The 25,809-nt window shown below is 39.8% G+C and carries 20 protein-coding genes; 5 read left to right on the top strand and 15 right to left on the bottom strand.

Annotation, left to right across the window (positions count from 1 at the left end; translation table 11 throughout):
• Positions 1-29: 29 nt before the first annotated feature.
• The 8 genes from fusA to R2876_07410 form a co-directional block, all read right to left on the bottom strand.
• Positions 30-2,105, bottom strand: a complete 2,076-nt coding sequence (gene fusA / locus R2876_07445) for an elongation factor G (GenBank protein ID MEZ4358431.1) — start codon at positions 2,103-2,105, stop codon at positions 30-32.
• 47 nt (positions 2,106-2,152) lie between these two features.
• Positions 2,153-2,623 carry a 30S ribosomal protein S7 gene (gene rpsG / locus R2876_07440; protein ID MEZ4358430.1) on the bottom strand — a complete coding sequence of 157 codons (471 nt, stop codon included), beginning with the start codon at positions 2,621-2,623 and terminating at the stop codon, positions 2,153-2,155.
• Between the two features lie 67 nt (positions 2,624-2,690).
• Positions 2,691-3,065 (bottom strand): 30S ribosomal protein S12, encoded by a 375-nt coding sequence (gene rpsL, locus R2876_07435; protein MEZ4358429.1) that lies wholly within the window; start codon positions 3,063-3,065, stop codon positions 2,691-2,693.
• A 71-nt stretch (positions 3,066-3,136) separates the two neighbouring features.
• Positions 3,137-3,382 (bottom strand): ribosomal L7Ae/L30e/S12e/Gadd45 family protein, encoded by a 246-nt coding sequence (locus tag R2876_07430; GenBank protein ID MEZ4358428.1) that lies wholly within the window; start codon positions 3,380-3,382, stop codon positions 3,137-3,139.
• Between the two features lie 92 nt (positions 3,383-3,474).
• The gene (gene rpoC / locus R2876_07425; protein MEZ4358427.1) at positions 3,475-7,059 is read right to left on the bottom strand and encodes a DNA-directed RNA polymerase subunit beta'; all 3,585 of its coding nucleotides are present in this window, start codon (positions 7,057-7,059) and stop codon (positions 3,475-3,477) included.
• Between the two features lie 66 nt (positions 7,060-7,125).
• Positions 7,126-10,863, bottom strand: coding sequence for a DNA-directed RNA polymerase subunit beta (rpoB, locus tag R2876_07420; protein MEZ4358426.1), 3,738 nt, complete (start codon positions 10,861-10,863; stop codon positions 7,126-7,128).
• Positions 10,864-11,200: 337 nt separating this feature from the next.
• Positions 11,201-12,307: a TRAM domain-containing protein gene (locus tag R2876_07415; protein MEZ4358425.1), complete on the bottom strand. Its 1,107-nt coding sequence runs from the start codon at positions 12,305-12,307 to the stop codon at positions 11,201-11,203.
• Between the two features lie 34 nt (positions 12,308-12,341).
• Complete coding sequence (locus tag R2876_07410) at positions 12,342-12,815, bottom strand: CarD family transcriptional regulator (protein ID MEZ4358424.1); 474 nt, start codon at positions 12,813-12,815, stop codon at positions 12,342-12,344.
• 160 nt (positions 12,816-12,975) lie between these two features.
• Between R2876_07410 and R2876_07405 the strand changes: the two genes are divergently transcribed.
• Positions 12,976-13,383, top strand: a complete 408-nt coding sequence (locus R2876_07405) for a DUF1573 domain-containing protein (protein MEZ4358423.1) — start codon at positions 12,976-12,978, stop codon at positions 13,381-13,383.
• Between the two features lie 4 nt (positions 13,384-13,387).
• On the opposite strand, the gene radA is transcribed toward R2876_07405, so the two are convergent.
• From radA to R2876_07370, 7 genes are all read right to left on the bottom strand, one after another.
• Positions 13,388-14,746 (bottom strand): DNA repair protein RadA, encoded by a 1,359-nt coding sequence (gene radA / locus R2876_07400; GenBank protein ID MEZ4358422.1) that lies wholly within the window; start codon positions 14,744-14,746, stop codon positions 13,388-13,390.
• Positions 14,733-15,947, bottom strand: coding sequence for a hypothetical protein (locus R2876_07395; protein ID MEZ4358421.1), 1,215 nt, complete (start codon positions 15,945-15,947; stop codon positions 14,733-14,735). Before R2876_07395 ends, radA begins: the two co-directional genes overlap by 14 nt.
• 30 nt (positions 15,948-15,977) lie before the next feature.
• The gene (gene ispD, locus R2876_07390) at positions 15,978-17,126 is read right to left on the bottom strand and encodes a 2-C-methyl-D-erythritol 4-phosphate cytidylyltransferase (GenBank protein MEZ4358420.1); all 1,149 of its coding nucleotides are present in this window, start codon (positions 17,124-17,126) and stop codon (positions 15,978-15,980) included.
• A 6-nt stretch (positions 17,127-17,132) separates the two neighbouring features.
• Complete coding sequence (locus R2876_07385) at positions 17,133-17,375, bottom strand: RNA-binding S4 domain-containing protein (protein ID MEZ4358419.1); 243 nt, start codon at positions 17,373-17,375, stop codon at positions 17,133-17,135.
• An 85-nt stretch (positions 17,376-17,460) separates the two neighbouring features.
• Positions 17,461-17,733: an HU family DNA-binding protein gene (locus tag R2876_07380; protein ID MEZ4358418.1), complete on the bottom strand. Its 273-nt coding sequence runs from the start codon at positions 17,731-17,733 to the stop codon at positions 17,461-17,463.
• Between the two features lie 105 nt (positions 17,734-17,838).
• The gene (mazG, locus tag R2876_07375; protein MEZ4358417.1) at positions 17,839-19,263 is read right to left on the bottom strand and encodes a nucleoside triphosphate pyrophosphohydrolase; all 1,425 of its coding nucleotides are present in this window, start codon (positions 19,261-19,263) and stop codon (positions 17,839-17,841) included.
• Positions 19,253-20,884 (bottom strand): polysaccharide biosynthesis protein, encoded by a 1,632-nt coding sequence (locus R2876_07370; GenBank protein MEZ4358416.1) that lies wholly within the window; start codon positions 20,882-20,884, stop codon positions 19,253-19,255. The genes mazG and R2876_07370 overlap by 11 nt, the downstream gene beginning before the upstream one ends.
• A gap of 184 nt (positions 20,885-21,068) precedes the next feature.
• On the opposite strand from R2876_07370, the gene metK reads away from it, so the two are divergent.
• From metK to raiA, 4 genes are all read left to right on the top strand, one after another.
• A complete protein-coding gene (gene metK, locus R2876_07365; protein ID MEZ4358415.1) occupies positions 21,069-22,241 on the top strand; it encodes a methionine adenosyltransferase in 1,173 nt (390 codons plus the stop codon).
• Positions 22,238-24,430, top strand: a complete 2,193-nt coding sequence (locus tag R2876_07360; GenBank protein ID MEZ4358414.1) for an ATP-dependent RecD-like DNA helicase — start codon at positions 22,238-22,240, stop codon at positions 24,428-24,430. The genes metK and R2876_07360 overlap by 4 nt, the downstream gene beginning before the upstream one ends.
• Positions 24,431-24,441: 11 nt before the next feature.
• A complete protein-coding gene (locus R2876_07355) occupies positions 24,442-25,089 on the top strand; it encodes a ComF family protein (protein ID MEZ4358413.1) in 648 nt (215 codons plus the stop codon).
• A gap of 157 nt (positions 25,090-25,246) precedes the next feature.
• Positions 25,247-25,780, top strand: coding sequence for a ribosome-associated translation inhibitor RaiA (gene raiA / locus R2876_07350; GenBank protein MEZ4358412.1), 534 nt, complete (start codon positions 25,247-25,249; stop codon positions 25,778-25,780).
• Positions 25,781-25,809: the final 29 nt, after the last annotated feature.

Raw genomic sequence — 25,809 nt, 5'->3', positions numbered from 1 at the left:
TTCTCCTCCAAGTGTTTTATCTTTTTTGATTAATTACTTTTTATTCCTATAACCTTTTCTAAAAGGCCTTTTGGTACAACTTCATAATGTGAGAACTGCATTGTAAATAGCCCTCGTCCCTGTGTTCTAGAGCGCAAGTCTGTTGCATATCCAAACATTTCAGACAGCGGAACTTTAGCCTTGATTACTTGTGTCCCGTTTCGTGATTCAGTTCCTTCTATTCTGCCTCTTCTTGAATTCAAGTTGCCAAGTACATCGCCTAAATACTCGTCCGGCATAACAACTTCAACTTTCATCATCGGTTCGAGCAATGCACAGTCCGCTTTTTTAAGCGCATCCTTAAATGCGAGCGAACCGGCAACCTTATATGCCATTTCCGATGAATCGACGTCGTGATATGACCCGTCTACAACAGTGACTTTAAAGTCTACGACTTCATATCCTCCTACTACGCCGTTCTTAGCTGCTTCTTTAATGCCTTCATCAATAGGCGAGATATATTCTTTTGGTATAGCTCCGCCAACAACAGCATTGACAAATTCATAACCAGCGCCCGGTTCTTTTGGCTCGACTTCGATGATACAATGACCGTACTGGCCATGGCCGCCTGTCTGCCGTACAAATTTACCTTCAGACCTAACTGGTTTTCTCAAGGTTTCGCGGTAAGCAACCTGCGGTGTGCCAACCGTTGCTTCTACCTTAAATTCCCTAAACATTCTGTCAACTATTATCTCTAAATGAAGTTCGCCCATTCCGGCTATTATGGTCTGCCCTGTTTCAGTATCCGTATAACTCTTAAAAGTCGGATCTTCTTCTGAGAGCTTTGCAATAGCCATAGACATTTTTTCCTGCCCTGCTTTTGTCTTAGGTTCAATAGCAACTCTGATAACAGGATCCGGAAATTCCATAGACTCAAGTACTATCGGATGTTTTTCATCACAAAGGCTGTCTCCGGTAGATATCTGCTTAAAGCCTACTGCAGCTGCAATATCCCCGGCCATAACTTCCTCTATCTCTTCTCTATGGTTTGCATGCATCCTTAGTATTCTGCCTATTCTCTCCCTTTTATCTTTAGTTGAGTTATAGACATATGAACCGGATTTTAACTTCCCTGAATACACGCGGAAAAATGCAAGTTTACCTACGAACGGATCGGCCATTATCTTAAATGCTAATGCTGAAAACGGCTCGTTATCCGAAGCTTCCCTTTTCTCTGTCTTATCCGTTCCAGGTACAGTACCTATAATCGCTTCGACATCCAGCGGTGAAGGCAGGTAATCTACAACTGCATCTAAAAGCATCTGTACGCCTTTATTTTTATAAGATGAACCGCAAGTTACCGGTACCATCTTCATATTAAGCGTAGCTTTACGTATTGCCGCTTTCATTTCCTCAACTGTTATTTCTTCACCTGCAAAGTATTTTTCCAAAAGAGTATCGTCTACATCCGCAACAGACTCTAAAAGTTTCTCACGGTATATATCCGCATTTTCTTTCATATCCTCAGGGATATCCCTTATTTCAACGTCTTTTCCAAGATCGTCGTTATAAAATTTTGCATTCATCTTAATTAAATCGATGATTCCGATAAAGTTATCTTCGCTGCCTATTGGCAATTGAACAGGCACAGGATTTGTATTAAGCCTTGTTCTCATCATCTCAAGCACATTATAAAAATCTGCTCCCATGATGTCCATCTTATTAACATAAGCAACACGCGGTACATTATACTTGTCAGCTTGTCTCCAAACGGTTTCAGATTGCGGCTCTACACCGCCTTTTGCGCAAAATACAGCAACTGCACCGTCTAGTACACGAAGCGACCTTTCTACTTCAACAGTAAAATCAACATGTCCCGGTGTATCTATTATATTTATTCTATGATCTCTCCATTTCGCGGTAGTAGCTGCAGAAGTTATGGTTATACCTCTTTCCTGCTCTTGCTCCATCCAGTCCATTACCGCGTTCCCCTCATGAACTTCACCAATTTTGTATGTTCTTCCAGTGTAAAAAAGAATACGTTCGGTGGTAGTGGTCTTTCCCGCATCAATGTGAGCCATAATCCCTATATTTCTTGTTTTCTCAAGCGGAAATTCTCTTGACATTTTGTGACTTTCCCTTCCAATTTATTTGTGTCAGATAAAAGTAAGAACTACCAGCGATAATGTGCAAATGCCTTGTTCGACTCTGCCATTTTGTGTGTCTCTTCTCTTTTCTTAACGCTTGCGCCAATACTATTTGCCGCATCCATGATCTCCCCTGCAAGACGTTCCTTCATCGTGCGCTCAGACCGTTTTCTAGTAAAGTTAACGAGCCATCTTATTCCCAAAGTCTGGCGTCTTTCAGGACGGACTTCAATAGGAACCTGGTATGTAGCACCACCGACTCTTCTAGGTTTTACTTCAAGTACAGGCATGATATTTTCTAAAGCCTGGTTAAAAACTTCAACAGGCTCTTTACCTGTCTTTTCTTTTATTATATCAAAAGCGTCATAGCAAATGCGCTGTGATGTTCCTCTTTTGCCATCAAGCATTATCTGATTAATAAGTTTTGTTATAACTACGCTACCATATATAGGGTCAGCTATAACTTCACGCTTTGGTACTCCACCTCTTCTAGGCATGAAATTTCTCCTTTTCTTAAATAGATTTAAATTTTATGACACATTACTATTAAGTAACGATTTTTTATTATTTTTTAGGACGCTTTGCGCCATAAACACTTCTGGATTGTTTTCTGTTAGCAACGCCTGCGGAATCCAGTGCGCCGCGAACTATATGATATCTAACACCAGGCAAATCTTTTACTCTGCCTCCGCGTATAAGAACAACCGAGTGCTCCTGTAAATTATGCCCAATACCTGGTATATAAGCTGTACCTTCCATCTGGTTGGTCAAGCGTACTCTTGCTATTTTTCTTAAAGCTGAATTCGGCTTTTTAGGTGTCATCGTTCTTACAGCTAAACAAACGCCACGTTTTTGTGGGCACTGTTTTAGTATAGGAGCGTTAACTTTTCCCTTAACTTCTTTTCTGCCTTTTCTTACTAATTGATTAATCGTAGGCATTTTCTCTAAATGCACCTCCATAAAAATTATCGTATATATATTAAATCCCCACGCAACCCATGAATGAGAACTTATATTAAAATACCTGCTGCGGCACAGGAAACCTGTATGCCGCAAATCTTGCCTAGTTCCTGCGCACTTGCAACCATTACAACTTCGATACCGGCTTTATTGGCCTCAAAAACAAGCTTATCCTTTAAAGCCATGTCGATATCAGCTGCTATAAACACCTTTTTAAGCGATTTAGCATTTAGATGCTTCAAAATCTGTTTACTACCAATGACTTTGTTTTGTGCGCTTTCAAGCTCTTTTATCATTATGCAAACTCCGTAAATCTTCTTATGATAAAAACGAATACAATTTTAACATTACGGTTAGTTTCTGTCAATTGCTTTAATATCACCAAAATTTAGAGGTCTAACGAAACTTGCCTTGAATTTTTAGTTTCCTCAAGGAAAGGATGCAATTCACTCTCGTTTTCCGGTATGTTTTTTATAACCTCTATATCTTTATATCTGGTCATACCCGTTCCGGCAGGAATCAGTTTTCCTATTATAACGTTTTCCTTTAAGCCAACCAACGGATCTAACTTGCCTTTTATTGCAGCATCTGTTAATACTCTCGTTGTCTCCTGGAATGAAGCCGCAGATAAGAAAGACTCCGTAGCTAAAGATGCTTTTGTTATTCCAAGCAACGTCCTCTTAGCTGTTGCCTGCTGCCCACCGGCATCGGCTACTTCTTTATTCTGCCGTTCAAACTCGAATATATCTATTAATGCGCCCGGCAGCATGTTAGTGTCGCCTGAATCTTCGATTTTACATTTTCTAAGCATCTGCCTAATTATTATCTCGATATGTTTATCGGATATCTCAACGCCCTGTAAACGGTATACCATCTGCACTTCTTTAAGCAGGTAATTTTGTACGCCTTTCATGCCTTTTATCTTTAGTATATCGTTTGGATTTATCGATCCTTCGGTGAGTTCGTCGCCGGCTTCGATCGCGTCCCCTTCTGCTACTTTAAGTCTTGCACCATATGGTATGGTATGTGTCTCAGCTTCGCCCACATCGTTCCTTACCATTATCTCTCTTCTCTTCTTGGTATCGTTTATCTGAATGGTACCCGTTATACCAGAGATAACAGCTAAGCCCTTTGGCTTTCTAGCTTCAAACAGCTCTTCAACACGCGGAAGACCTTGAGTTATGTCTCCGCCTGCAACGCCGCCCGTATGGAACGTTCTCATGGTCAGCTGTGTTCCAGGTTCGCCTATGGACTGTGCAGCGATTATGCCAACTGCTTCGCCAATATTTACTTCTCCGCCTGTCGCCATATTAGCGCCGTAACACTTAGCGCATACGCCGTGTTCGCTTCTGCAAGTCAGAACCGAACGAATGTTGACTTCGGTTATACCTGCATCAACTATCTTTTGCGCTATATCATAAGTTATCATTTCATTTTCATTTACCAAAACTTCAGACGTTTTAGGGTCTATTATCTTATCTACCGAATAACGCCCCTTGATCCTATCCTGTAGCGGTTCTATGACTTCTTTGCCATTAGTCATCGCTTTAACGACAGTTCCTCTTACAGGCTCGTTTAATGACTTAAAGCAATCGTCTTCCCTAACTACAACATCTTGGCTTACGTCGACAAGACGGCGCGTTAAATACCCTGAGTCTGCTGTCCTAAGAGCAGTATCTGCAAGGCCTTTTCTGGCTCCATGCGATGAAATAAAGAATTCAAGAACCGTTAATCCTTCACGGAAATTAGCTCTTATCGGAATCTCCAGTATTTCACCGGATGGATCTGCCATAAGTCCGCGCATTCCGGCCAGCTGCCTTATCTGATTTGTACTACCTCTGGCGCCGGAGTTTGCCATCATATATATAGGATTAAACCTGTCAAGATTGTCCATCAGGGCATCTGTAACTTTTTTAGTGGTTTCATCCCAAATTTTTATTACATTTTCTTTCTTTTCCTGCCTTGTTAAAAGCCCGCGTTTATATTTTTTCTCAATAGCTATAACTCTTTCCTCGGCATCGGCAATCAACGCCTTTTTCTCTTCAGGTACAACTATATCGGATACGCTTATCGTAATAGCACCAACTGTTGAATATCTGAATCCTAAGTCCTTTACGCTGTCCAAAACTTCAGAAGTCCTGGTGCTTCCGTGTTTTCTGTAGCAAGCATCAACTATTCTGCCTAGAACTTTTTTATCTACCAGCCTGTCTATTTCAAGAAATCCGGCATTTTCCTTTTTGCTTCTGTCTACAAAACCTAAATCCTGAGGTATAGCTGTATTAAATATCAGCCTTCCCGTTGTTGTATCAATAATCTTTTCAAACTTTTCACCATTAAACTCTGCTTCAAGCCTAACTTTTATAGGAGCCTGAAGTGCAACCTGACCTGTCTGATAAGCCATGATAGCTTCGTCAACGGACATAAATACGCTTCCTGCGCCAATTAAGCCTTCTCTTTGTATAGTTAAGTAATAACTACCTATAACCATATCCTGCGTCGGGCTTACAACGGACTTCCCGTCCTGCGGCTTTAATATGTTGTTTGATGCAAGCATCAAAAACCTGGATTCAGCCTGCGCCTCAACGGACAGCGGCACGTGAACCGCCATTTGGTCTCCGTCGAAGTCTGCATTGTATGCGGTACAAACCAAAGGATGTATCTTTAAAGCACGCCCCTCAACCAGTATCGGCTCAAACGCCTGTATGCCCAGCCTATGAAGCGTAGGCGCACGGTTTAAAAGAACCGGATGGTCTTTTATAACTTCTTCAAGCACATCCCAAACTTCGCTTCGAACGCGTTCTACCATTCTCTTTGCGCTCTTTATATTATGTGCATAGTTATCCTGCACAAGTTTTTTCATTACAAACGGCTTAAATAACTCTAATGCCATTTCCTTTGGAAGACCGCACTGGTACATCTTAAGGTCTGGTCCTACAACGATAACGCTACGGCCTGAATAGTCTACACGTTTACCAAGTAAGTTCTGGCGGAAACGCCCTTGCTTGCCGCGTAAAAGATCGCTTAAAGATTTAAGCGGCCTGTTTCCAGGTCCGGTAACCTGCCTTCCGCGCCTGCCGTTATCAATTAAAGCATCTACTGCTTCTTGAAGCATCCTCTTTTCGTTCCTGACTATAATGTCCGGTGCTTTTAACTGAAGCAATCTGTTTAAGCGGTTGTTTCTGTTTATAACACGCCTGTATAAATCGTTTAAGTCAGACGTAGCAAAACGGCCGCCGTCTAACTGGACCATAGGCCTAAGTTCCGGCGGAATAACTGGAACAACATCTAAAATAATCCACTCTGGGCGGTTATTGCTGTTTCTGAACGCTTCTACAACTTCCAAGCGTTTTACTGTGCGAATACGCTTTTGCCCTGTCGCAGTTTTTAATTCCTCTTTAAGCTCAGCTGAAAGGGCATCTAAATCTATGTTCTTTAAAAGGATCTTTACTGTTTCAGCGCCCATTCCGGCCTTAAAGGAATCTTCTCCGAATTTCTCAACCGCTTCATGGTATTCCTTATCGTTTAAAAGCTGCTTATACTCAAGCGTTGTGTTGCCAGGATCGTAGACTACGAAAGATGCAAAATAAAGCACCTTTTCAAGGGAACGAAGAGACATGTCTAAAAGCAGCCCCATACGGGACGGTATCCCTTTAAAGTACCATATGTGAGATACAGGTGCAGCCAGTTCTATATGGCCCATCCTTTCTCTTCTGACCTTTGCGCGCGTTACTTCAACGCCGCACTTGTCGCAGATAATCCCCTTATAGCGATTCCTCTTATATCTTCCGCAATGACATTCCCAGTCTTTTGTCGGCCCAAAAATTCTTTCACAGAAAAGGCCATCCTTTTCTGGTTTTAACGTACGATAATTTATAGTTTCTGGCTTTTTTACTTCGCCTCTTGACCATTCCCTGATTTTTTCCGGTGAAGCTAGCCCTATTTGCATGGAATCAAAGTTATTAAGCTCGAACAAAAGTTTCGTCTCCCTTCGTTATTTAAACATATGTACCTATATAAAACTCTTTTCTTTATATAGGGCTTATTCTTTGTCTAAATCGTCAAATTCTTCTATATCTTCTATAGAAGAATCCAGTTTGTCGATTTCCAAGTCGTCTATATCTTCTATTTCAAGTTCTTCTAAGTTAAAGTCGTCATCGATAGATAGTTCTTCTTCTATCTCTTCGTCGCCTTCTATAAGCGGCATTTCCGTTGTCGGCAGATCTTCTATACCTTCAATATTTATATTAAGAAGGCCTGCATCGTCATCCGTTGACTCTTTTATTGCAATCTCTTCCTTAGAATCGGAAAGCACTTTTACATCTAGAGCCAAGCTTTGAAGCTCTTTTATCAAGACTTTAAAGGATTCAGGGACTCCCGGTTCCGGAATATTTTCTCCCTTGACTATTGCCTCATATGTCTTAACACGCCCTACCACATCGTCTGACTTAACAGTTAAAATCTCCTGCAACGTATGTGCTGCACCGTAAGCTTTAAGCGCCCAAACTTCCATTTCTCCGAAACGCTGACCGCCAAACTGCGCTTTACCACCAAGAGGCTGCTGCGTTACCAAGGAATATGGACCTGTTGAACGTGCATGTATCTTGTCGTCTACCAAGTGAGCGAGTTTTAATATATACATGTATCCCACGGTAACCTTGTTTTCGAACGGTTCACCAGAGCGCCCGTCGTAAAGAACTGTCTTGCCGTCTGGGCTTAACCCTATCTTTTCAGCCAGGTCTGCTATCATCTCTTCTTTTGCCCCGTCAAATACCGGCGTTGCAACCTTCCATCCGTACATCTTGGCAACAAGGCCTAAATGTACTTCTAAAACCTGCCCTATATTCATACGAGAAGGAACGCCTAGCGGATTTAATACAACGTCTAGCGGTGTACCATCCGGTAAAAACGGCATATCTTCTTCTGGAAGTATGCGGGATATAACACCCTTGTTGCCGTGACGCCCTGCCATCTTATCTCCAACTGAGATCTTTCTTTTCTGTGCTATATAAACACGTATCATCTTGTTTACACCGGCAGAAAGTTCATCTTTATTCTCACGGGTAAATATCTTGACATCTACTATAATGCCACCTTCTCCGTGAGGAACGCGAAGTGAAGTATCTCTTACTTCTCTTGCTTTTTCGCCGAAAATTGCGCGCAGCAATTTTTCTTCGGCAGTTAGGTCAGATTCGCCTTTTGGAGTTATCTTTCCAACCAGCATATCTCCAGACTTAACTTCCGCTCCTATCCTTATAATGCCGTTTGCGTCTAAATCTTTAAGCGCTTCTTCACCGACATTAGGAACTTCTCTTGTTATTTCTTCCGGCCCAAGTTTAGTGTCTCTTGCTTCACACTCATATTCTTCTATATGAATAGATGTAAATACATCATCTTTAACTAGGCGCTCGCTTAGTAAAATAGCATCCTCGTAATTATATCCTTCCCAGGTCATAAACCCGACCAGGACATTTCTTCCAAGTGCCAGTTCGCCGGTATCAGTAGACGGCCCGTCGGCGATTATATCTCCTGTCTTGACTTTGTCGCCCGCAAATACCAACGGCTGCTGCGTTATGCATGTGCCCTGGTTAGACCTCATGAATTTCAAGAGTTTGTACTCATGCAGCCTTCCTTCTTTATCCTTTATGACTATCATAGTGGTCGAAACTGATTTAACTATTCCGTCTTCTTCCGCTAATACAGCAACGCCGGAATCCCTAGCGGCCTTATATTCCATGCCCGTACCGACTATCGGTGACTCAGGGCAAAGAAGCGGAACTGCCTGACGCTGCATGTTAGAGCCCATCAGCGCCCTGTTCGCATCGTCGTTTTCAAGGAAAGGTATCATAGATGTAGCTACCGAAACTAATTGTTTTGGCGATACATCCATTAAATCTACATCTTCTCTTGGAACTTCTAATATCTCATCTAAATAACGGCACATAACACGGTCTTTTACAAACCTTCCGTCTTCGCCTATCGGCTCATTTGCCTGAGCTACTATATAGCTATCTTCATCGTCTGCCGTTAAGTAAACTATATCTTCTAATATCTTGTTAGTTTTTTTATCTATCAAACGGTACGGTGATTCTATAAATCCGTATTCATTTATACGCGCATAAGTACTAAGAGAACCAATAAGGCCTATATTCGGTCCTTCAGGAGTCTCTATCGGGCACATTCTGCCATAATGAGAATGGTGAACATCTCGAACGTCAAAACTTGCGCGTTCACGGTTTAACCCGCCGGGTCCCAATGCAGACAGACGCCTTTTATGCGTAAGTTCCGCCAAAGGATTGGTCTGGTCCATAAACTGGGACAGCTGAGAAGAACCGAAAAATTCTTTTACTGCAGAAGTAACAGGGCGAATGTTTATCAAGTTAGAAGGCATTGCCGCATCCATGTCCTGAATAGACATCCTCTCCTTAACAACACGCTCCAAACGTGAAAGCCCTACTCTTATCTGGTTTTGTAAAAGCTCGCCAACCGAACGTATCCTCCTGTTGCCAAGATGGTCTATATCGTCCGTATTGCCTATTCCATGTTTTAACCCCAGCAAATAGCTTATAGAGGCTATTACATCATCTATAACTATGTGCTTAGGTATTAGCTGATTTATATTTGCTTTTACTTGTTCTTTTAATTTAGCTTCATCTCCCTCGCATTCGTCTAGAATCTTCTTTAATGTCGGGAAATGTACCTTTTCATTAATACCGGCTTCAGCCAAATCGAAATCTAAGTATTTATCTGCATAAACAAAATTATTTCCTATGACCTTTACCGTCTCTTCATCTACAGTAACAAGCACTTCGTTAATGCCGGCATTTTCTATTTCTTTAGCTACGTCCTCGTTGATTATGTCGCCTGCCGCCACAAACAGTTCTCCCGTGAAAGGATCAACTATATTTTCAGCAGACTCCAAACCCTCAAGCCGCGTGGCCAAAGACAATTTTTTATTGAATTTATATCTGCCGACTCTTGCTAAGTCGTATCTTCTCTTATCAAAAAACAGCGAGTTAATAAGCTGGCGCGCGCTTTCAACTGTCGGCGGTTCGCCAGGCCGTAACCTTTTATGTATTTCTATTAAGCCCTCTTCTTCGCTTGTAGAACTGTCTTTTTTAAATGTGCTTTCAAAACAGCTAGTGTCCCCAAACAAATTTACTATTTCATCATTAGTGCCTATGCCAAATGCACGCAAAAGCACAGTCAATGGCAGTTTCCTTGTCCTGTCAACCCTAACCCATAGGCAATCAGCGCTGTCCGTTTCATATTCTAGCCAAGCGCCACGGTTTGGTATTACAGTTGCATTAAAAAGCTGTTTGCCCGTCTTGTCCCTAGAGCTTTCATAGTATACGCTAGGTGAACGAACCAACTGGCTGACTATTACACGCTCTGCGCCATTTATAATGAAGGTTCCCTTTCTCGTCATCAGCGGGAAATCGCCCATGAAAACTTCCTGCTCCTTCATCTCGCCCGTTTCCTTATTAATAAGGCGGACAACGACTTTTAACGGGGCAGCATAATTAACATCACGTTCCTTGCATTCTTCAACACTATACTTAGGTTTTTCTTCTATATAATAATCTACAAACTCAAGTATTAAATTTTCCGAATAATCGGTGATAGGTGAGATATCTTCAAATGCCTCTTTTAAACCCTGTTTTATAAACTGATTAAATGAATCTTTTTGTACTTCGATTAAGTCTGGCATATCGAGAACTTCTTCGATTTGCGAAAAACTCATTCTTTTGCTCTTGCCCATAACGACTTCATGTACCATAGATAAACGCTCCTAAATTTGAATAATGAAGAATTGAAAATTACATACCTATACAATAGTCATTTTATACCAATAAACTATTCATTTATACATAAAACTTAAAAAAACTGCAGGGATAATATACCTTAATTTTTCTGCTTGTAAAAAAGCTTTATTATCAATTTTTTCGAATATTACTCCACAATACAGCATATCAATACAATTTATTATAATACCATAGCGTTTTTATCCTGTCAATGTAAAAAATCATTTTATATGATAAATTTAACAATTATTAAACCCCTTTAAAAAAGCGACCCGAAAGCCGCTTTTTTATCTAAATATATAAAATATTTTTTTATAAATATGCCTCTTCACATTTTGCAAATATCATGCGTCCGGCAGCAGTCTGCAAAACGCTGGTTACAACAACCCTTATGTGTTCCCCTGTCTTCCCGTTGCCGTTTTCTATTACTATCATGGTTCCGTCATCTAAATACGCTATGCCCTGTCCCTGTTCTTTGCCTTCTTTAACTACCTGGACGTCCATCTCTTCACCCGGTATATACGCAGGTTTTATAGCGTTTGAAAGTTCGTTTATGTTAAGCACCTTAACTCCAGATACCGAAGCCACCTTGTTTAAATTGTAATCATTCGTTAAAACCTGGCCTTTTAACTCCAGCGCCAGCTTTATAAGTTTAGAATCTGTTTCTGAAATATCATCATAATCTTTATCGATTATACTTACCTTTAACTTAAGTTCCTTTTGGACTCTGCTTATTATATCAAGCCCTCGCCTTCCTCTTTTGCGTTTAAGCGCATCATCAGAATCTGCTATATGCTGCAACTCTTCTAAAATAAACCTCGGAATAATGATAGGCCCTTCTATAAACCCTGTCTGGCAAAGATCAAATATCCTACCGTCTATTATAACGCTTGTGTCAAATATCTTGGGAGGAATACCCGTTGTTTTATTATTGCTGACTTCTTTATTTGTTTTTTTGCTGCGCCCGAACTTAAAGAGCTGTATGTCCGCCCGCCTCCTTATTGCAATACCGGTGCTTATGTAACAAAGCGTAGCATATGTTATCACAGATATAGCAATAGAAAGCCATGATATTGGTATGCTATTTATAAGGCCAGAAAGTAAGTAAGACATTAAAAGCCCAATTAAAAGGCCAATAGTGCCGGATAAGATTATACCGGAAGGCAGCTTGTCTATCTTGCGTTCAGTTGAAACAACAAAGTTCATTAAAGACTGCGATAAACGTTTTGATAATATAATAAAAATAATACCGGTTAAAATCCCACTTGAAAAATAAATGATTAAAACGCCAAGTGGTGTAAAAACGTCTCTTAGCCCTATAATGCCAGCCCTTGCGATAATATATTCAACTATGCCGACGATCATAGGCCCAACTCCAAAACCTAACAATATAATTAGTGTTCTATAAAGTTTTTTCAAATACGCTTCTCCTTTTTAGAATAAATAAATGATATTATATAAAATCTACAATCTTATCCTTTATCTCTTCAGGGGTCGAATCAATGGACATCGCTATTTCGGAAGTCAATATAGTAAGCGCTTGCGCAAGCATCCTTTTTTCTCCGGAAGAAAGCCCGTTTTGATAATATTTTGCCTTTAAAACACGTATGACCTGAGCTACTTCTGATATTTCCCCAGTCTTTAACTTTTCCAAGTTTTGTTTAAAAAGTTTACACGCACTTGTTTCACCGGGTTTAATTTCATCGTTTAAATATTTTATGATATTAAAACATACCTCGGGCGAAGACACATAACGCAGCCCTACATTAGCGGCATTGTCCACCGGAATCATTACACACATTTCATCAACAGAAAAACGAAGGACATAATACTTTATCTCCTTTTCCATGATGATCTTATCTTCAATTGCCTCAATAACGCCCACCCCATGCATGGGATAAACTACATGGTCTCCCACTTTAAACATATAAAACTCCCCTTATACATTATGATAGAGCACCCATTTCCTTTTGTCAACAAATCCACCTACTAGAAGATTTTAGCTTTTTTTGTCTATCCGTTTGACAAGAGATTTTAATGAAATATAATTAAGTTAAATACAAATCTTTTAAATCATAGGTGGGAATATGAAAATTTCTGTTAAAGACATGCAATTTGAAGACTTTCAACAAGTTGTAAGCGAAAACCTAATAAGAAACAAAAGCCTGCTCGACGTTTTATCCAAACTGAACATATTCTTCGCAAAGTCCAACCGGGCAGTTACCAAAGCGATTACAAGCTGCGGTTGCATGCAGATCCATGCGTCAAAACAAAATTTAGACGGAGAAACTGAATATTCTTCTTTAACACAGCAGACTCAGACACATCTGGAGGGAGAGCTTTGCGAAAACTGTAAAAGCATAATAGAACATGAACTCGGCGAAACCATGTTCTTTATGGCAGCTCTTTGCGAAACACTTGGGCTTAGCCTTTATGACATTATTCTAAACGAGAAAAAGACTCTTGAAACGCTTGGGAAATTTAATTTGAAATAAAACACTAGGCTTCTTTATCCCTCGGGAACATTGCAACCAACGCTTCCCATATATTTTTAACAAACACCATATCCATATCTGTATTTAAAAAAGCATTTCCCTTTGGCAAAATAAGTTTTTTAAACCCAAACCTCTTGCTTTCCTCTGCACGCCTGTCTGCTCTTGCAACTGTCCTTATCTGGCCGGTCAAACCTATCTCACCTGCTATTACACAATCGTTTAGCGCTTTATTCCTGTAAGCTGATACTATAGCGGCGGCTATCGCTAAATCAGCAGATGGATCGTTTAACTTTATCCCACCTGCCACATTAACATAGACATCCTGATCGTAAAGCTTAATACCTGCTTTTTTTTCAAGCACAGCGAGAATTAAAGACGTACGGTTAAAATCGACGCCGGAGGTCATCCTTCTTGGTATATTAAATGCAGTTTTAGAAACCAGTGCTTGTATTTCCATTAATACCGGCCTAGTGCCTTCCATTGCGCAAAATACAGCAGAACCCGGAACATTGATTTCCCTTTCTGCAATAAACAGCCCCCCGAAATTACTAACTTCGCTTATGCCGTTTATACCCATTTCAAACACGCTTATTTCATTTGTAGAACCAAATCTATTTTTTACTGCCCGTATCACACGGTATGAGTTTAGATTTTCTCCTTCAAAATATAGCACAGTATCTACCATATGTTCTAATATCCTAGGCCCTGCAATAGATCCTTCTTTGGTCACATGCCCTATCAAAAAAATGGGAATAGAACTCATTTTTGCAATTTTAGTCAGCTTTGCCGCGCACTCTTTCACCTGACTGACAGCCCCTGCCGCACCGTTAATGGCAGAATCATATAACGTCTGGATAGAATCTATTACAACTAAACAAGGCGATAACTCTTCGATCTTTTGTATTATCAAAGACACTTCGGTTTCGTTTAAAACCAAAAGTTTTTTAGATTTTACCCCCACTCTTGACGCGCGCATCTTTATTTGGCCAACCGACTCTTCACCGGATACATAGAGTACTGCCTTATCTTCATTTGCGCATACGTTTTCCGCTACCTGCAGCAGCAAAGTAGATTTGCCAACTCCTGGTTCGCCGCCAATCAAGACGACTCCACCCAAGACTATGCCTCCGCCTAGAACCCTGTCTAGTTCTGCAAAGGAAGTTTTTATCCTGCTGTTTTCATCTAAACTTACTTCGAAAATACTCTTTTCACTTGCGCCGGTTAAAATCCCGCGCTTTTGTTCCTTTACAGGCGTAAACTGTGACATGGTGTTCCATTCGCCGCAAGAAGGGCATTTTCCATACCACTTTGCACTTTCGTATCCGCATTCGGAACATAAGTAACAAGTGTTACTCTTGGGCATCGCTGTCTTCCTCCGTATCTATTTGGGGTACAGTTATCTTTGCGTAATTGACAACATCCCTTTCAAAAAATCCATCCGTTATATCATACCAGCAGACATAATCTCCACTTGCCGAAGATAAAAGCCCCCTGGAGTTTTTCGATGTCAATGTCGCGGTTATTCCCTGATCAATAAAATATACATGCAGCGTTTCTTGCTTAGTATAGACGATGAATCCGTTTCCTACGTCAAAATTAATTACACCCGTATCTATACTCTTCGCTACATTTGTGCCGTCGCTTATCATAAGGCGGGAACCGTCAATGCCGTTGCCGTCTAAAAATGCTACGTAGTTTCCATATGTTTTTGGCGAATAAACCAAACTTCCCGGCTCAAATTCAGAAGCTTTAGTAGCGCTTCCGTTCAATGGCAAGCGTTTTACCACACTTTGCTTAACTGCATCGCTGTCATCTCTGCTTAAAGTTGACCATACAAGTTCATTGCCGTTTATATAAATCCCTCCTAAAGAATACAAATCGGTTGACAATTGGTCTATCAATACTGTTTCTTGAGTTGGAAGATAACAAAGATAAATCTTATCTGAATTTATTCCCGTTTGAACTGCATATACCGCAAAATCGCCGCTTAAACACACTTTAGGCATTGCATAATAATACGTTCTTAACGAATATGTCTCTTTAGCTTCTCTGTCATAAAGACAAATACGCCCGCCGCCGGAACTATTAGAATCTATATACACTATCCAATTATCACTTATTTCAGGCATAAACAAGTTGCTAAACTTACACTCAATTCCTTCTAATTGAGTTGTAGGCGTATCTTCCTTAGTTAAATCTACAACGCTTACATATTTAAGGTCAGGGTTCATCTTGTTTGCTTCCCCACAGGAAAATACTATTTCCTGTCCGTATATATAGGGGTTGTTTATAGACTTATAACTAAGTACGAGCTCTACTCCCGCATCTGAAATGTCTATTTCTTCACTGCTAATAGTAGGAGCCGGCGATTCTTCAACCTCGCTTTCATTTTTTGGAAGCGAAAGTAAAACTATTAATAAAACAGCCGCTAAAAGCACTGCTACTAAAGCCATTATTATTTTACGCTTGTTGTTTTTTAATTGATTGAGGATTCTCTTTCGGTAATAGCCAATTTTGTATCTTCTTCTGGCTTGCCTTCTTGATAGGTTTTTTAAAAATTTCATAGTAAAATTAACCTTCACCCAAAATTATAATTAGCCTTTGATTAAGCAGACCGCATGAGCAGCTGCACCTTCTTTCCTCCCTATGAATCCCATATGCTCGGTAGTAGTCGATTTAACGTTTACTTGGTCTTCAGTTATGGACAGTGCACAAGATATATTTTTTCTCATTTTATAAATATATTCCTGTACCTTTGGGCTTTGCAAAATTATAGTCGCATCTACGTTAGCTATTAAGAACCCGGCCTCTTTTACAATTCCAGCTGTCTTTTCAAGCAGTTTTATACTGCTTGCATCTTTGAATTCATTATCGCACGGCGGGAAAAAAACGCCTATATCCGGAAGGCCGGCTGCACCTAGAAGCGCATCCATGATAGCATGCACAACTACATCTGCATCAGAATGCCCGTTTAAACCTTTATCATTTGGTATCGTAACGCCTCCTAATACGAGGCTTCGCCCTTCTTTAAATTCATGGGCATCGTATCCATGCCCTACCTTTACATCCATTTTTTCCTCACTTAACAAGAACTCTAAAAATGCAAGGTCATCTCTGGTAGTTACTTTTATATTATCATAGTCGGATTTTACCAGAGTAACTTTCAATCCCGTTCTTTCAACTAAAACGGATTCGTCTGTTCCTATATACCCATCTTTTAACGCCTGTTCATGGGCTTTAAGCAATATATCCCGTTTGAATACCTGCGGCGTTTGGACAAAGGCTATACCGCTTCTGTCTACTGTATCAATTATAACACCATTTTCAACTTTTTTTAACGTATCTTTGGCCATTACCCCGGCCACGCCGGACCCCGTTCTTTTAGCAGCGGTAATACACCTTTTGATAACGCTTTCACGGATTAAACATCTGGCCGCATCGTGTACGCATATTATGTCTGCATCGGGGCTGACTACGCTAAGTCCGTTTCTAACGGACTGCTGCCTAACATCTCCTCCCTCAATTATCTTCAAAGGAATAGTTACCTCTTTTGCCTCGTTCTTTGCCCATTTTTTTTCGTTGGCACGGCAAACTATAATTATTTCGTCTATCTTACCGCAATTTTGAAAGGCCGAAAGGGCCCTTTTAAGTACGCTTTTCTTCGCGATTTTTAAATATACTTTATTTATGTCGCTCTTCATGCGCCGGCCTTGCCCGGCAGCTAAAATAATTGCACTTACCATATATTACTAATCTACTACACAGTACATTTCCTGTGCATCTTCTTTCTTTATGCTTTCATTAAGTAATTTAACTTTAATTTTTAATATCTTTTCTCCAAAACGCAACTCAACTATATCCCCTACATTGATGTTTCGGGCAGGTTTTGCAACGCTCCCATTTACTTTAACTTTACCTGCATCACAAAGTTCTGCAGCAACCGTCCTTCTTTTTATTATCCGGGAAACTTTTAAATATTTATCCAGTCTCATTATATCCTCATTTTTAATATAAAATATATAAACAAAATATGGAGCCTGAAATAGGCTCCATCAATAATGGCTTTAAAAATAAGAGTTATTTAATAGCGTCCTTTAAAGCCTTGCCCGACTTAAATGTAGGAACCTTGCTTGCAGGAATATTAATGGTCTCTTTCGTTCTTGGATTTAAGCCTACTCTTGCCGCTCTGTTTTTCGTTTCAAAGGTCCCAAAGCCAACGAGTTGTACCTTCTCACCTTTCTTCAATGCGTCTGTTATAACATCTATAACTGATGTTACGATTGAATCTGCATCTTTTTTTGTGCATCCAGATTTCTCTGCTACCGCTGCTATAAGTTCAGTTTTGTTCACGGAAAAAGATCCTCCTTTTTATTTTTTACAATAAATTTCGAAAAAATAATATCTTTCTTTATATTACCTCTACTAGCAAAGTTTGTCAAAGTTTTTGTTTAAAATTTATGCATTTTCTTCTTTTATTTCATTATATAGTTTATCTAGCTCCGCTAAAGTCAATTTATTTAAATTTAAACCCATATTTCTTGCCTTTGACTCCATCTTAGAAATACGGCCGATAAACTTATCTACGTTCTTTACAAGTGCGATTTCAGGGTTTACATGTAACTTTCTCGCAACATTGACAACGCTAAAAAGTAAGTCCCCAATTTCTTCTTCTATCTCTTCCTGCCCGCTTGCTGCAAAAACTTCTTTTAACTCTTCATTTACTTTCTTGGCTGCATCGGCTGCATCCTTAAAATCAAATCCGAAATTGGCTGCTTTTTTCTGTACCTTTAAGCTCTTCATAAGAGAAGGCATAATGGAAGGCACATCGTTTAGTGCTTCAGATATGCTGTTTTGGTTCTTCTCCTCACGTTTTATGGCATCCCAGTTTTTTACTACATCGGATGAACCGCTTACGTTAACGTCAGAAAATATGTGTGGGTGCCGGTTTATCATTTTTCTGCATATGGCTGTAAAAATATCCGTTTCGCTGAATTCATCGAATTTTTCAGCTATTTTAGCATGGAAAACCACCTGAAGCAATACGTCGCCTAATTCATCTGCCAAGCTATCCATATCTTTTTTATCTATCGCGTCTAAAACTTCGTAAGACTCTTCTATAAGATACTGCCTTAGGCTTTCATGCGTCTGCTCCTTATCCCACGGGCATCCGTTTTCGCTATATAAAATGGACATTATATATGATAAATCGTTAAATTCATATTTTTTCTTTTTATATATATCGTCCGGAAGGATAACTATATAGCTTAAATAACTGTACTTCTTCTGCCTGTCTAATTCAAAAAGCGGTATAGACTTTAGGCTTTTCCCGTCAAAGAAGTAAAGCTCCTTTTTATCGTCATAAAATTTAGACAAGTAAATTTTTAAATCAAGAGCGCTGAAAACAGTTTCTACCTCACCTATGAAAAGTGCCTCCCGAGTATTTATATAAGAGCCGCTAAGCATCCTTGCAGAGGTGCTTATAACAGAAGAAAAACAAACATTTTTGCTTTTTAACATGCACTTTGCAACCGCCTCGTCAGTAGCATCGCTTAATATAATATCTATTTTAGTGTCTTCCTTCGCATTTTTAATTAAAGCGCGAACAGAACTATTTAGGCTTACACTACCGGCCAGAATATATATACAATCCTCTTTTAAAAGTTTTTCTGAGATACCAGATGAAAGGGCATCAAAATCATTCGCCGTATCGTAAATCTCATCCATAGTTTCAAACGATATACCTTCTTTTAAAAGAAAGTTTGAAACTGAAAGCTTGTCCGTCTGTAAAAAAACTTTCCCTTTTAAAACAGCCGTACGCTGCCTTAATGTAAGTTCAGATTCGTTATAAGAAATTCCGATCAACGTTACTTTATTGCTCATCTGTTTTTCCTTTTTCCCAAACTCCTATTTTTATCATGGCTTTTTCAAGATGGCCTCCTCCTGGAATAAAGCTGGCTTCATCCTGCCTTAAGGCTCCTATTGCCAGTACGAACATACCATAAAATACTGCGCCTATCGCTATAGAGGCAAGCGTTGCAAAATTTGCTGATACATCTGCGATAACCGGATAAAAGAAATACACAAATGCCCCCATCATAGCCGCAGAAATTACCGGCTTTATAATATTGCTAAATAGCCGCAACTTAATGCCGGACAGCCTGATTATCATTATAATATCCAAAATACCGGCAATTGCGTAGCAGGCCGCAGTTCCGATAGCCGCTCCCTTTATGTTTAATTCCGGAACTTTTATTGCAACTAAGCTGACAACTATCTTGACAGTAACGCCTATAAATAAGTTTATAACCGGTATACCCGGCCTTCCAAGCCCCTGAAATACTCCCGTCATGGTCTGTATTATAGTTAAAAAGAGCACGGAGACAGACATTATCTGCAGTAAAACCGTGGACGTTGCAAGCTCATCTGCTCCTAAGCTCGGATATAGTAAACTTATGATCGGCTTTGCCAGGACAAAAAAGCCAGCTGCGCACGGCAATCCTATGAGCATCGACAGTTTAAAACCAAAGCTAGCCGTACGCTGCACTTCAACCTGGTCTTTTTTTGCTTTGGCCGCAGATATGGCCGGTACCAAGCTCATAGCTAGAGCTAAGGATAATACCGCCGGCATATTTATAAGTGGGTTTATAACCCCTGTTAAATTCCCATATAGCGAATTAGTCTCACTTACAGTATAACCAAGGCCTAAAAGGGACTTCGTTACGATAAAAGTATCTGCTAACTGTACAAAAGGCATAGCGCATGCGCCTATTATTATAGGAAGAGCTATCATCAAAAGTTTTCTTCCTATACTTCCTTCATCATCCAAATGGCTCAATACGTTTTTGCGCATACGGCGCTTTAGGTCCGGTTTTTTTATTCTGTATAAGAACATAATGAATAAAAGCGCTAACAATTCCGACGCAGTAACGCCTATCATTGCTCCGGCTGCACCGTACTCAAATCCTTTTTCTATAAGGATACTTGCAGCTAAGATGCCTACGCCCAATTTTACAGACTGCTCTACAAACTGTGATATGGCTGTTGGCGCCATTAAATTTAATCCTTGAAAATAGCCCCTGTATGCCGATAAAACAGAGACCAAGAAGAGTGAAGGCGCAATCGCCATAAAAGAATACTCTGCCCCGGGACGGGATAAACCTTTTGATATTATGGGCGATAATGCAAACATCAACACGCTTGTAACGACACCGATTATAGTTAAGGATCTAAATGCCTTTTTAAAGACTTGATGTGCCGCCTTATAATCGCCTAGGGTTACACGTTCCGAAACCATTTTTGATATTGCAACAGGGATACCTGCACTTGATATGACCAATAAAAAAGCATAGACTGTATATGCAGTTTGATAAAATGCGATACCCTCTGTAGTTATTATATTTGTAATAGGGATACGGTAAAAAGCACCGATCACCTTACATACAAGGCCTATAATACCAAGTAGCGCCGCACCTTGCACGAAAGATTTTTGTTTTTTAGTCATATCTTATCCTCTATATTTTTTCTAATGTCATTTTATTATACTACAAAAGATAGCCACTTAAAACAACCTTTTCTCTTTGATTATCATATTGTAAAATATGGCCTAAGCAGTTTGCTTTTATAAACATTAAGTTATATAATTATTTAGGATTATAGCTTATTAAACGGAAGGAAACAAACAGAAAATGAACAAACTTTTTACATCAGAATCTGTGACAGAAGGACATCCTGATAAAATATGCGACCAGATATCCGATGCCATATTAGATGAAATTTTAAAAGACGACTTAAACGCCCGTGTTGCCTGTGAAACAGCTATTAAGACAGGGCTTGTTTGGGTTATGGGCGAAATAACGACAAATTGTTATGTTGAAATACAAAAAGTAGTACGCAGAACTATTAGAGAAATCGGTTTTACCAATGCGGAGTACGGCCTGGATGCCGATACATGCGGGATAATCTCAAGCATAGAAGAACAATCAAGCGACATAGCTCTTGGCGTCAATAATTCTCTGGAGGAAAAACGCGGGCAAGACAAAAATCTAGGCGCAGGAGACCAAGGCATGATGTTCGGATATGCCTGCGACGAGACAGAAGAATTGATGCCGCTGCCAATAATGCTGGCACACGCACTGACAAAGCGGCTTTCATATGTAAGGAAGCAAAATATCCTTGGTTATTTAAGGCCAGACGGGAAATCCCAGGTCACAGTTGAATACGATGAATACGGCGTACCGCTTAGGGTGCATACGATAGTATTGTCTGCACAGCACTCTGAAAGTGTTACCATCAGTCAGCTGCATGCCGACTTAATAAAACATGTAATAAAAGAAGTTGTCCCGGCAAAATTGATAGACGATGATACGATTATCTTAATAAACCCAACAGGGCGTTTTGTTATAGGCGGCCCGCAGGGAGACAGCGGATTAACGGGGCGCAAAATTATAGTCGATACATACGGAGGGTATGCCCGCCATGGGGGTGGATCTTTTTCAGGGAAAGACCCTACAAAAGTGGACAGAAGCGCAACCTACGCTGCCAGATATGTAGCCAAAAACATAGTCGCCGCGAATCTTGCTAAAAGCTGCGAGATAGAAGTCGCGTATGCTATCGGCGTTGCAAACCCCGTATCTATTTTTGTTAATACATTTGGGACAGGCGTTGTCCCTGATGACCGTATTGCAAAGGCAATAACGGAGGCATTCGATTGGCGCCCGCAGGCTATTATAGAATCGCTTGACTTACGCCGCCCGATTTATCGCCAGATAGCTTCCTATGGCCATTTCGGAAGAAAAGAGTTAGATCTTCCTTGGGAAAAAACTGATCTAGTTAATAAGATTAAAAAGAGGATCTATTGATAAATATTGAAGGTAGCGTTGTAAATATAATATATACAAACTATGAAAACGGTTATACGGTCATAGACCTCGATGTAAATGGCGAACTTATAACTGCCGTCGGCAAACTCTCTTTTTTAAAACCGGGTGAGTTCGTTCGCCTACGCGGTAACTGGGCAGAGCATAAAACCTTTGGGAGCCAGTTTAAAGTAGATATATACGAAAGCAGCCTTCCCGAAAACTTAGATGGTATTAAATATTACTTGTCAAGCGGGCTTATTAAAGGCGTAGGCGAAGTTTTAGCAGACCGTATAGTTGAACGTTTTAAATTAGATACTTTTAATATCATAAAAAACGATCCAGAGCTTTTAACTGAGATAAAAGGCATAAGCAAACCCATTGCTTTAAATATAAGCAAGAGTGTCATAGCCCATTCAAACGTACAAAACATAATAATCTGGCTGCAGGAGATGGGCATCTCCACCAACCAAGCAATAAAGATATATGAGGTTTTAGGCGATACTACTATTGCAACTATCCGCCAAAACCCCTATATCCTGATTGACAGTGTGCGGGATATCGGCTTTGAAAAAGCAGACAAGATAGCATCAAATATAGGCATAAACTTTGATTCGCCCTTTAGGATACAAAGCGGGATAAAACACGTGCTTAAATCCGGTATGGAACAAGGGCATACCTGCTTGCCTTTAACTTATATCAAAAGAGAATGCGGCCGTATCTTAAAGATACTAAACGAAGAGGAAATCTTATCTTCAATAAATGAGCTTTTAGTAAACGGCGACTTATCCATGAAAGAATACCTAGGAAAGCAAATGGTATTTTTATCTTATTGCTATATAACCGAGGCAGACATATCAAACCGCCTCATATCCATTTTAAAAAGCCCGTCTAAAATAGATATTTCGGATTTTGACAAAAAGTTAAAAGACAGCATCAAGGACATAACTCTTTCACGAGAGCAAAAAAATGCAGTGGTTTTCGCCGTCAGCAACAACGTGACTATAATAACCGGCGGGCCTGGAACCGGAAAGACAACTATATTAAACGCGATAATAAACATACTTGAAAGGTCCGGTGTGACAGTTGCCCTTTGCGCCCCTACAGGCAGGGCGGCTAAACGCATGGAAGAAACTACTGGAAGGGCAGCTAAAACCATACACCGTTTACTAGAATACGATTTTTCTTCCGACGAAGATTATCCTATATTTTCAAGGAACGAGGAAAACCCCCTCGATGCCGAAGTCATAGTAGTGGACGAAGCTTCTATGATAGACATATTTTTATTTCGCTCACTGCTTAAAGCAATAAAAGACGGCAGCCGCCTAATAATAGTCGGCGACAGCGACCAGCTCCCGTCCGTAGGCCCGGGCAACGTGCTTTCAGATATCATTTCAAGCGGGATATTCAATACGAATAAACTAACCCACTTTTACCGCCAGGACGGAAGAGGCGATATAGTAACCGCCGCCCATGCAGTTAATGAAGGACTTTTACCCAACCTTAAATCCAACAAGGAATTTGTATTTTTAAAGGTGCCTAATTCAACTGCCGCAATAGACACACTTTTAAACGAAATATCCAAGGCTAAGGGCACAGATATCCAGATCATAACCCCTATTAAAAGAAGCGCCCTTGGCTGCGTTAATTTAAACGAACTGCTGCGTAATTATTTAAATCCGGCAAAAAGCACTTTAACTGAAATCACTTACGGGTCTACCACTTTTCGCGAAGGCGACAAAGTGATGCAGATAAAAAACAATTATTCAAAAGAGTGGACTTGCTTAAACAAAAATAATATCTCAGTCAAATCTTCTGGGATATTCAACGGAGAGATGGGGCGGATAATAAGTATCGATACCCTGGATCAAAAACTGCACATACTCTTCGATTCTGAACGCGAAGCCCAATACGATATAAACGAATTAAATGAACTTGAGCATTCTTATGCAATTACTGTCCATAAATCCCAGGGCAGCGAGTTTGATACAGTCATACTTCCTTTGCTGTTTTCAAAAAGTGACTTTTTTACAAGGAACCTGCTTTATACTGCAATAACGCGCGCGAAAAACAAATTGATAATAATAGGCATTGAGGATTGTATAAAACATATGGTAAATAACGTAGATACGCATCGCCGCGTCACTTCACTTAGGTTGGAGCTTAATGAATTAAATAAAATACTTGCCTGAAGGGAAAATTTATGAATATCCTTAAAAAAGCATTTGAATATCTCTTTTGTGCTTCTTATCCATATTGTATTTACTGCGGCAGCGAAACGGATATAGACCCTAAAACCCACGCATGCAAGAACTGCAAAGAACTTCTTGTTCCTGTTGGTAAAATAAGCGAAGATAAAAACACCAGCCTTTTTGCCGTATATCACTTTAACCAGCCGGTCAAGGATATGCTGCATAACTATAAATATAACGGCAAAAGATATCTTGCCCGAGAAATATCAGACATAATGTTTAGCTTATGCCTTAATAACAACTTATCTGCCGATGCTGTTACCTATGTCCCCCTTCATAAGGCAAAGCTTAGAAAAAGAGGGTTCGACCAATCTCAGCTAATTGCAAAACACCTGGCAAAAAAACTTAGCCTTCCTTTTGAAACTATGCTTGTCAGAACGGTTAATACAAAAACGCAGACAAGGCTAAACCATGAGGAAAGAAAGATTAACGTAAAAAATGCCTTTACCGCTAAAAGGCCTTCTCTGCCACCCAACATACTCTTGATAGACGATACAGTTACAACCGGTTCCACTGCTTATGAATGCGCTAAAACACTCCTTATATCCGGTGCAAAACAAGTAATTGTTTTATGCTTTTCCCACCCTTTATTAACTTAAAGGTTACAAATATTTAATTGCTTTTTTAATCAAATTTAAATATAATTTAAATATAAATCATATTCTTTTCTTAAAGTATAATTTTTAAATAATTATATATTTTTAGATTTATATGGAAATAATCCATATAAATTCACTTTAAAAGGAGGCCTAAGTTATGCGTATCATTATCAATAGCAAAGGAATGGAGGTTTCCGATTACCTTAGTAACACAATCAATAAAAAAGTCAAACGTCTTGACCGTTATTTTCCTAAGGAAGCGGAAGCCCATGTAACTATGTCAATACAACGGAGCAGGCACATCGTAGAAATAACAATTACATACGGAGGGCTTGTACTTCGCGGCGAAGAAGTAACTGGAGATATGTATGCCTCAATTGATGGCGCTTTAAAAAAGATGGAGCGCCAGATAATCAAACATAGGACTAAGCTTGAAAAACGCTATCAAAGCGGAAGCCTTAAAAACATTGAACCTATTTTTAGTAACGAAGAAATCAAAGAAGACGATTTACAAGTCGTTAAAACAAAAACTTTCCCGTCTAAACCAATGAGTTTAGATGAAGCCATTATGCAAATGGAAATGCTGGGGCACCAGTTCTTCGCCTTTGTGTCAGACGATACACAAGACGTAAACGTACTTTACTTAAGAAAAGACGGGAACTTAGGGTTATTAAAACCTTCAAAAGTATAAATTAATATGCTATAAACAAAAAAGCGCTT

The organism is Eubacteriales bacterium (assembly GCA_041390245.1).
Lineage (GTDB): Bacteria > Bacillota > Clostridia > Christensenellales > JAWKQI01 > JAWKQI01.
The sequence above is the reverse complement of the archived record's forward strand: the minus strand, read 5'-3'. Positions and strand labels throughout refer to the sequence as shown.

Excerpts from the sequence above, each read along its gene's own strand:
- radA (MEZ4358422.1), bottom strand. The coding sequence starts at position 14,746 with ATGCCCAAGAGTAACACTTGTTACTTATGTTCCGAATGCGGATACGAA.
- rpsG (MEZ4358430.1), bottom strand. The coding sequence starts at position 2,623 with ATGCCTAGAAGAGGTGGAGTACCAAAGCGTGAAGTTATAGCTGACCCT.
- R2876_07395 (MEZ4358421.1), bottom strand. The coding sequence starts at position 15,947 with ATGAAATTTTTAAAAAACCTATCAAGAAGGCAAGCCAGAAGAAGATAC.
- R2876_07355 (MEZ4358413.1), top strand. The coding sequence starts at position 24,442 with ATGAATATCCTTAAAAAAGCATTTGAATATCTCTTTTGTGCTTCTTAT.
- metK (MEZ4358415.1), top strand. The coding sequence starts at position 21,069 with ATGAACAAACTTTTTACATCAGAATCTGTGACAGAAGGACATCCTGAT.
- R2876_07385 (MEZ4358419.1), bottom strand. The coding sequence starts at position 17,375 with ATGAGACTGGATAAATATTTAAAAGTTTCCCGGATAATAAAAAGAAGG.
- fusA (MEZ4358431.1), bottom strand. The coding sequence starts at position 2,105 with ATGTCAAGAGAATTTCCGCTTGAGAAAACAAGAAATATAGGGATTATG.
- rpoB (MEZ4358426.1), bottom strand. The coding sequence starts at position 10,863 with ATGGTACATGAAGTCGTTATGGGCAAGAGCAAAAGAATGAGTTTTTCG.
- rpsL (MEZ4358429.1), bottom strand. The coding sequence starts at position 3,065 with ATGCCTACGATTAATCAATTAGTAAGAAAAGGCAGAAAAGAAGTTAAG.
- R2876_07430 (MEZ4358428.1), bottom strand. The coding sequence starts at position 3,382 with ATGATAAAAGAGCTTGAAAGCGCACAAAACAAAGTCATTGGTAGTAAA.
- raiA (MEZ4358412.1), top strand. The coding sequence starts at position 25,247 with ATGCGTATCATTATCAATAGCAAAGGAATGGAGGTTTCCGATTACCTT.
- ispD (MEZ4358420.1), bottom strand. The coding sequence starts at position 17,126 with ATGGTAAGTGCAATTATTTTAGCTGCCGGGCAAGGCCGGCGCATGAAG.
- R2876_07370 (MEZ4358416.1), bottom strand. The coding sequence starts at position 20,884 with ATGACTAAAAAACAAAAATCTTTCGTGCAAGGTGCGGCGCTACTTGGT.
- mazG (MEZ4358417.1), bottom strand. The coding sequence starts at position 19,263 with ATGAGCAATAAAGTAACGTTGATCGGAATTTCTTATAACGAATCTGAA.
- R2876_07405 (MEZ4358423.1), top strand. The coding sequence starts at position 12,976 with ATGAAAATTTCTGTTAAAGACATGCAATTTGAAGACTTTCAACAAGTT.
- R2876_07410 (MEZ4358424.1), bottom strand. The coding sequence starts at position 12,815 with ATGTTTAAAGTGGGAGACCATGTAGTTTATCCCATGCATGGGGTGGGC.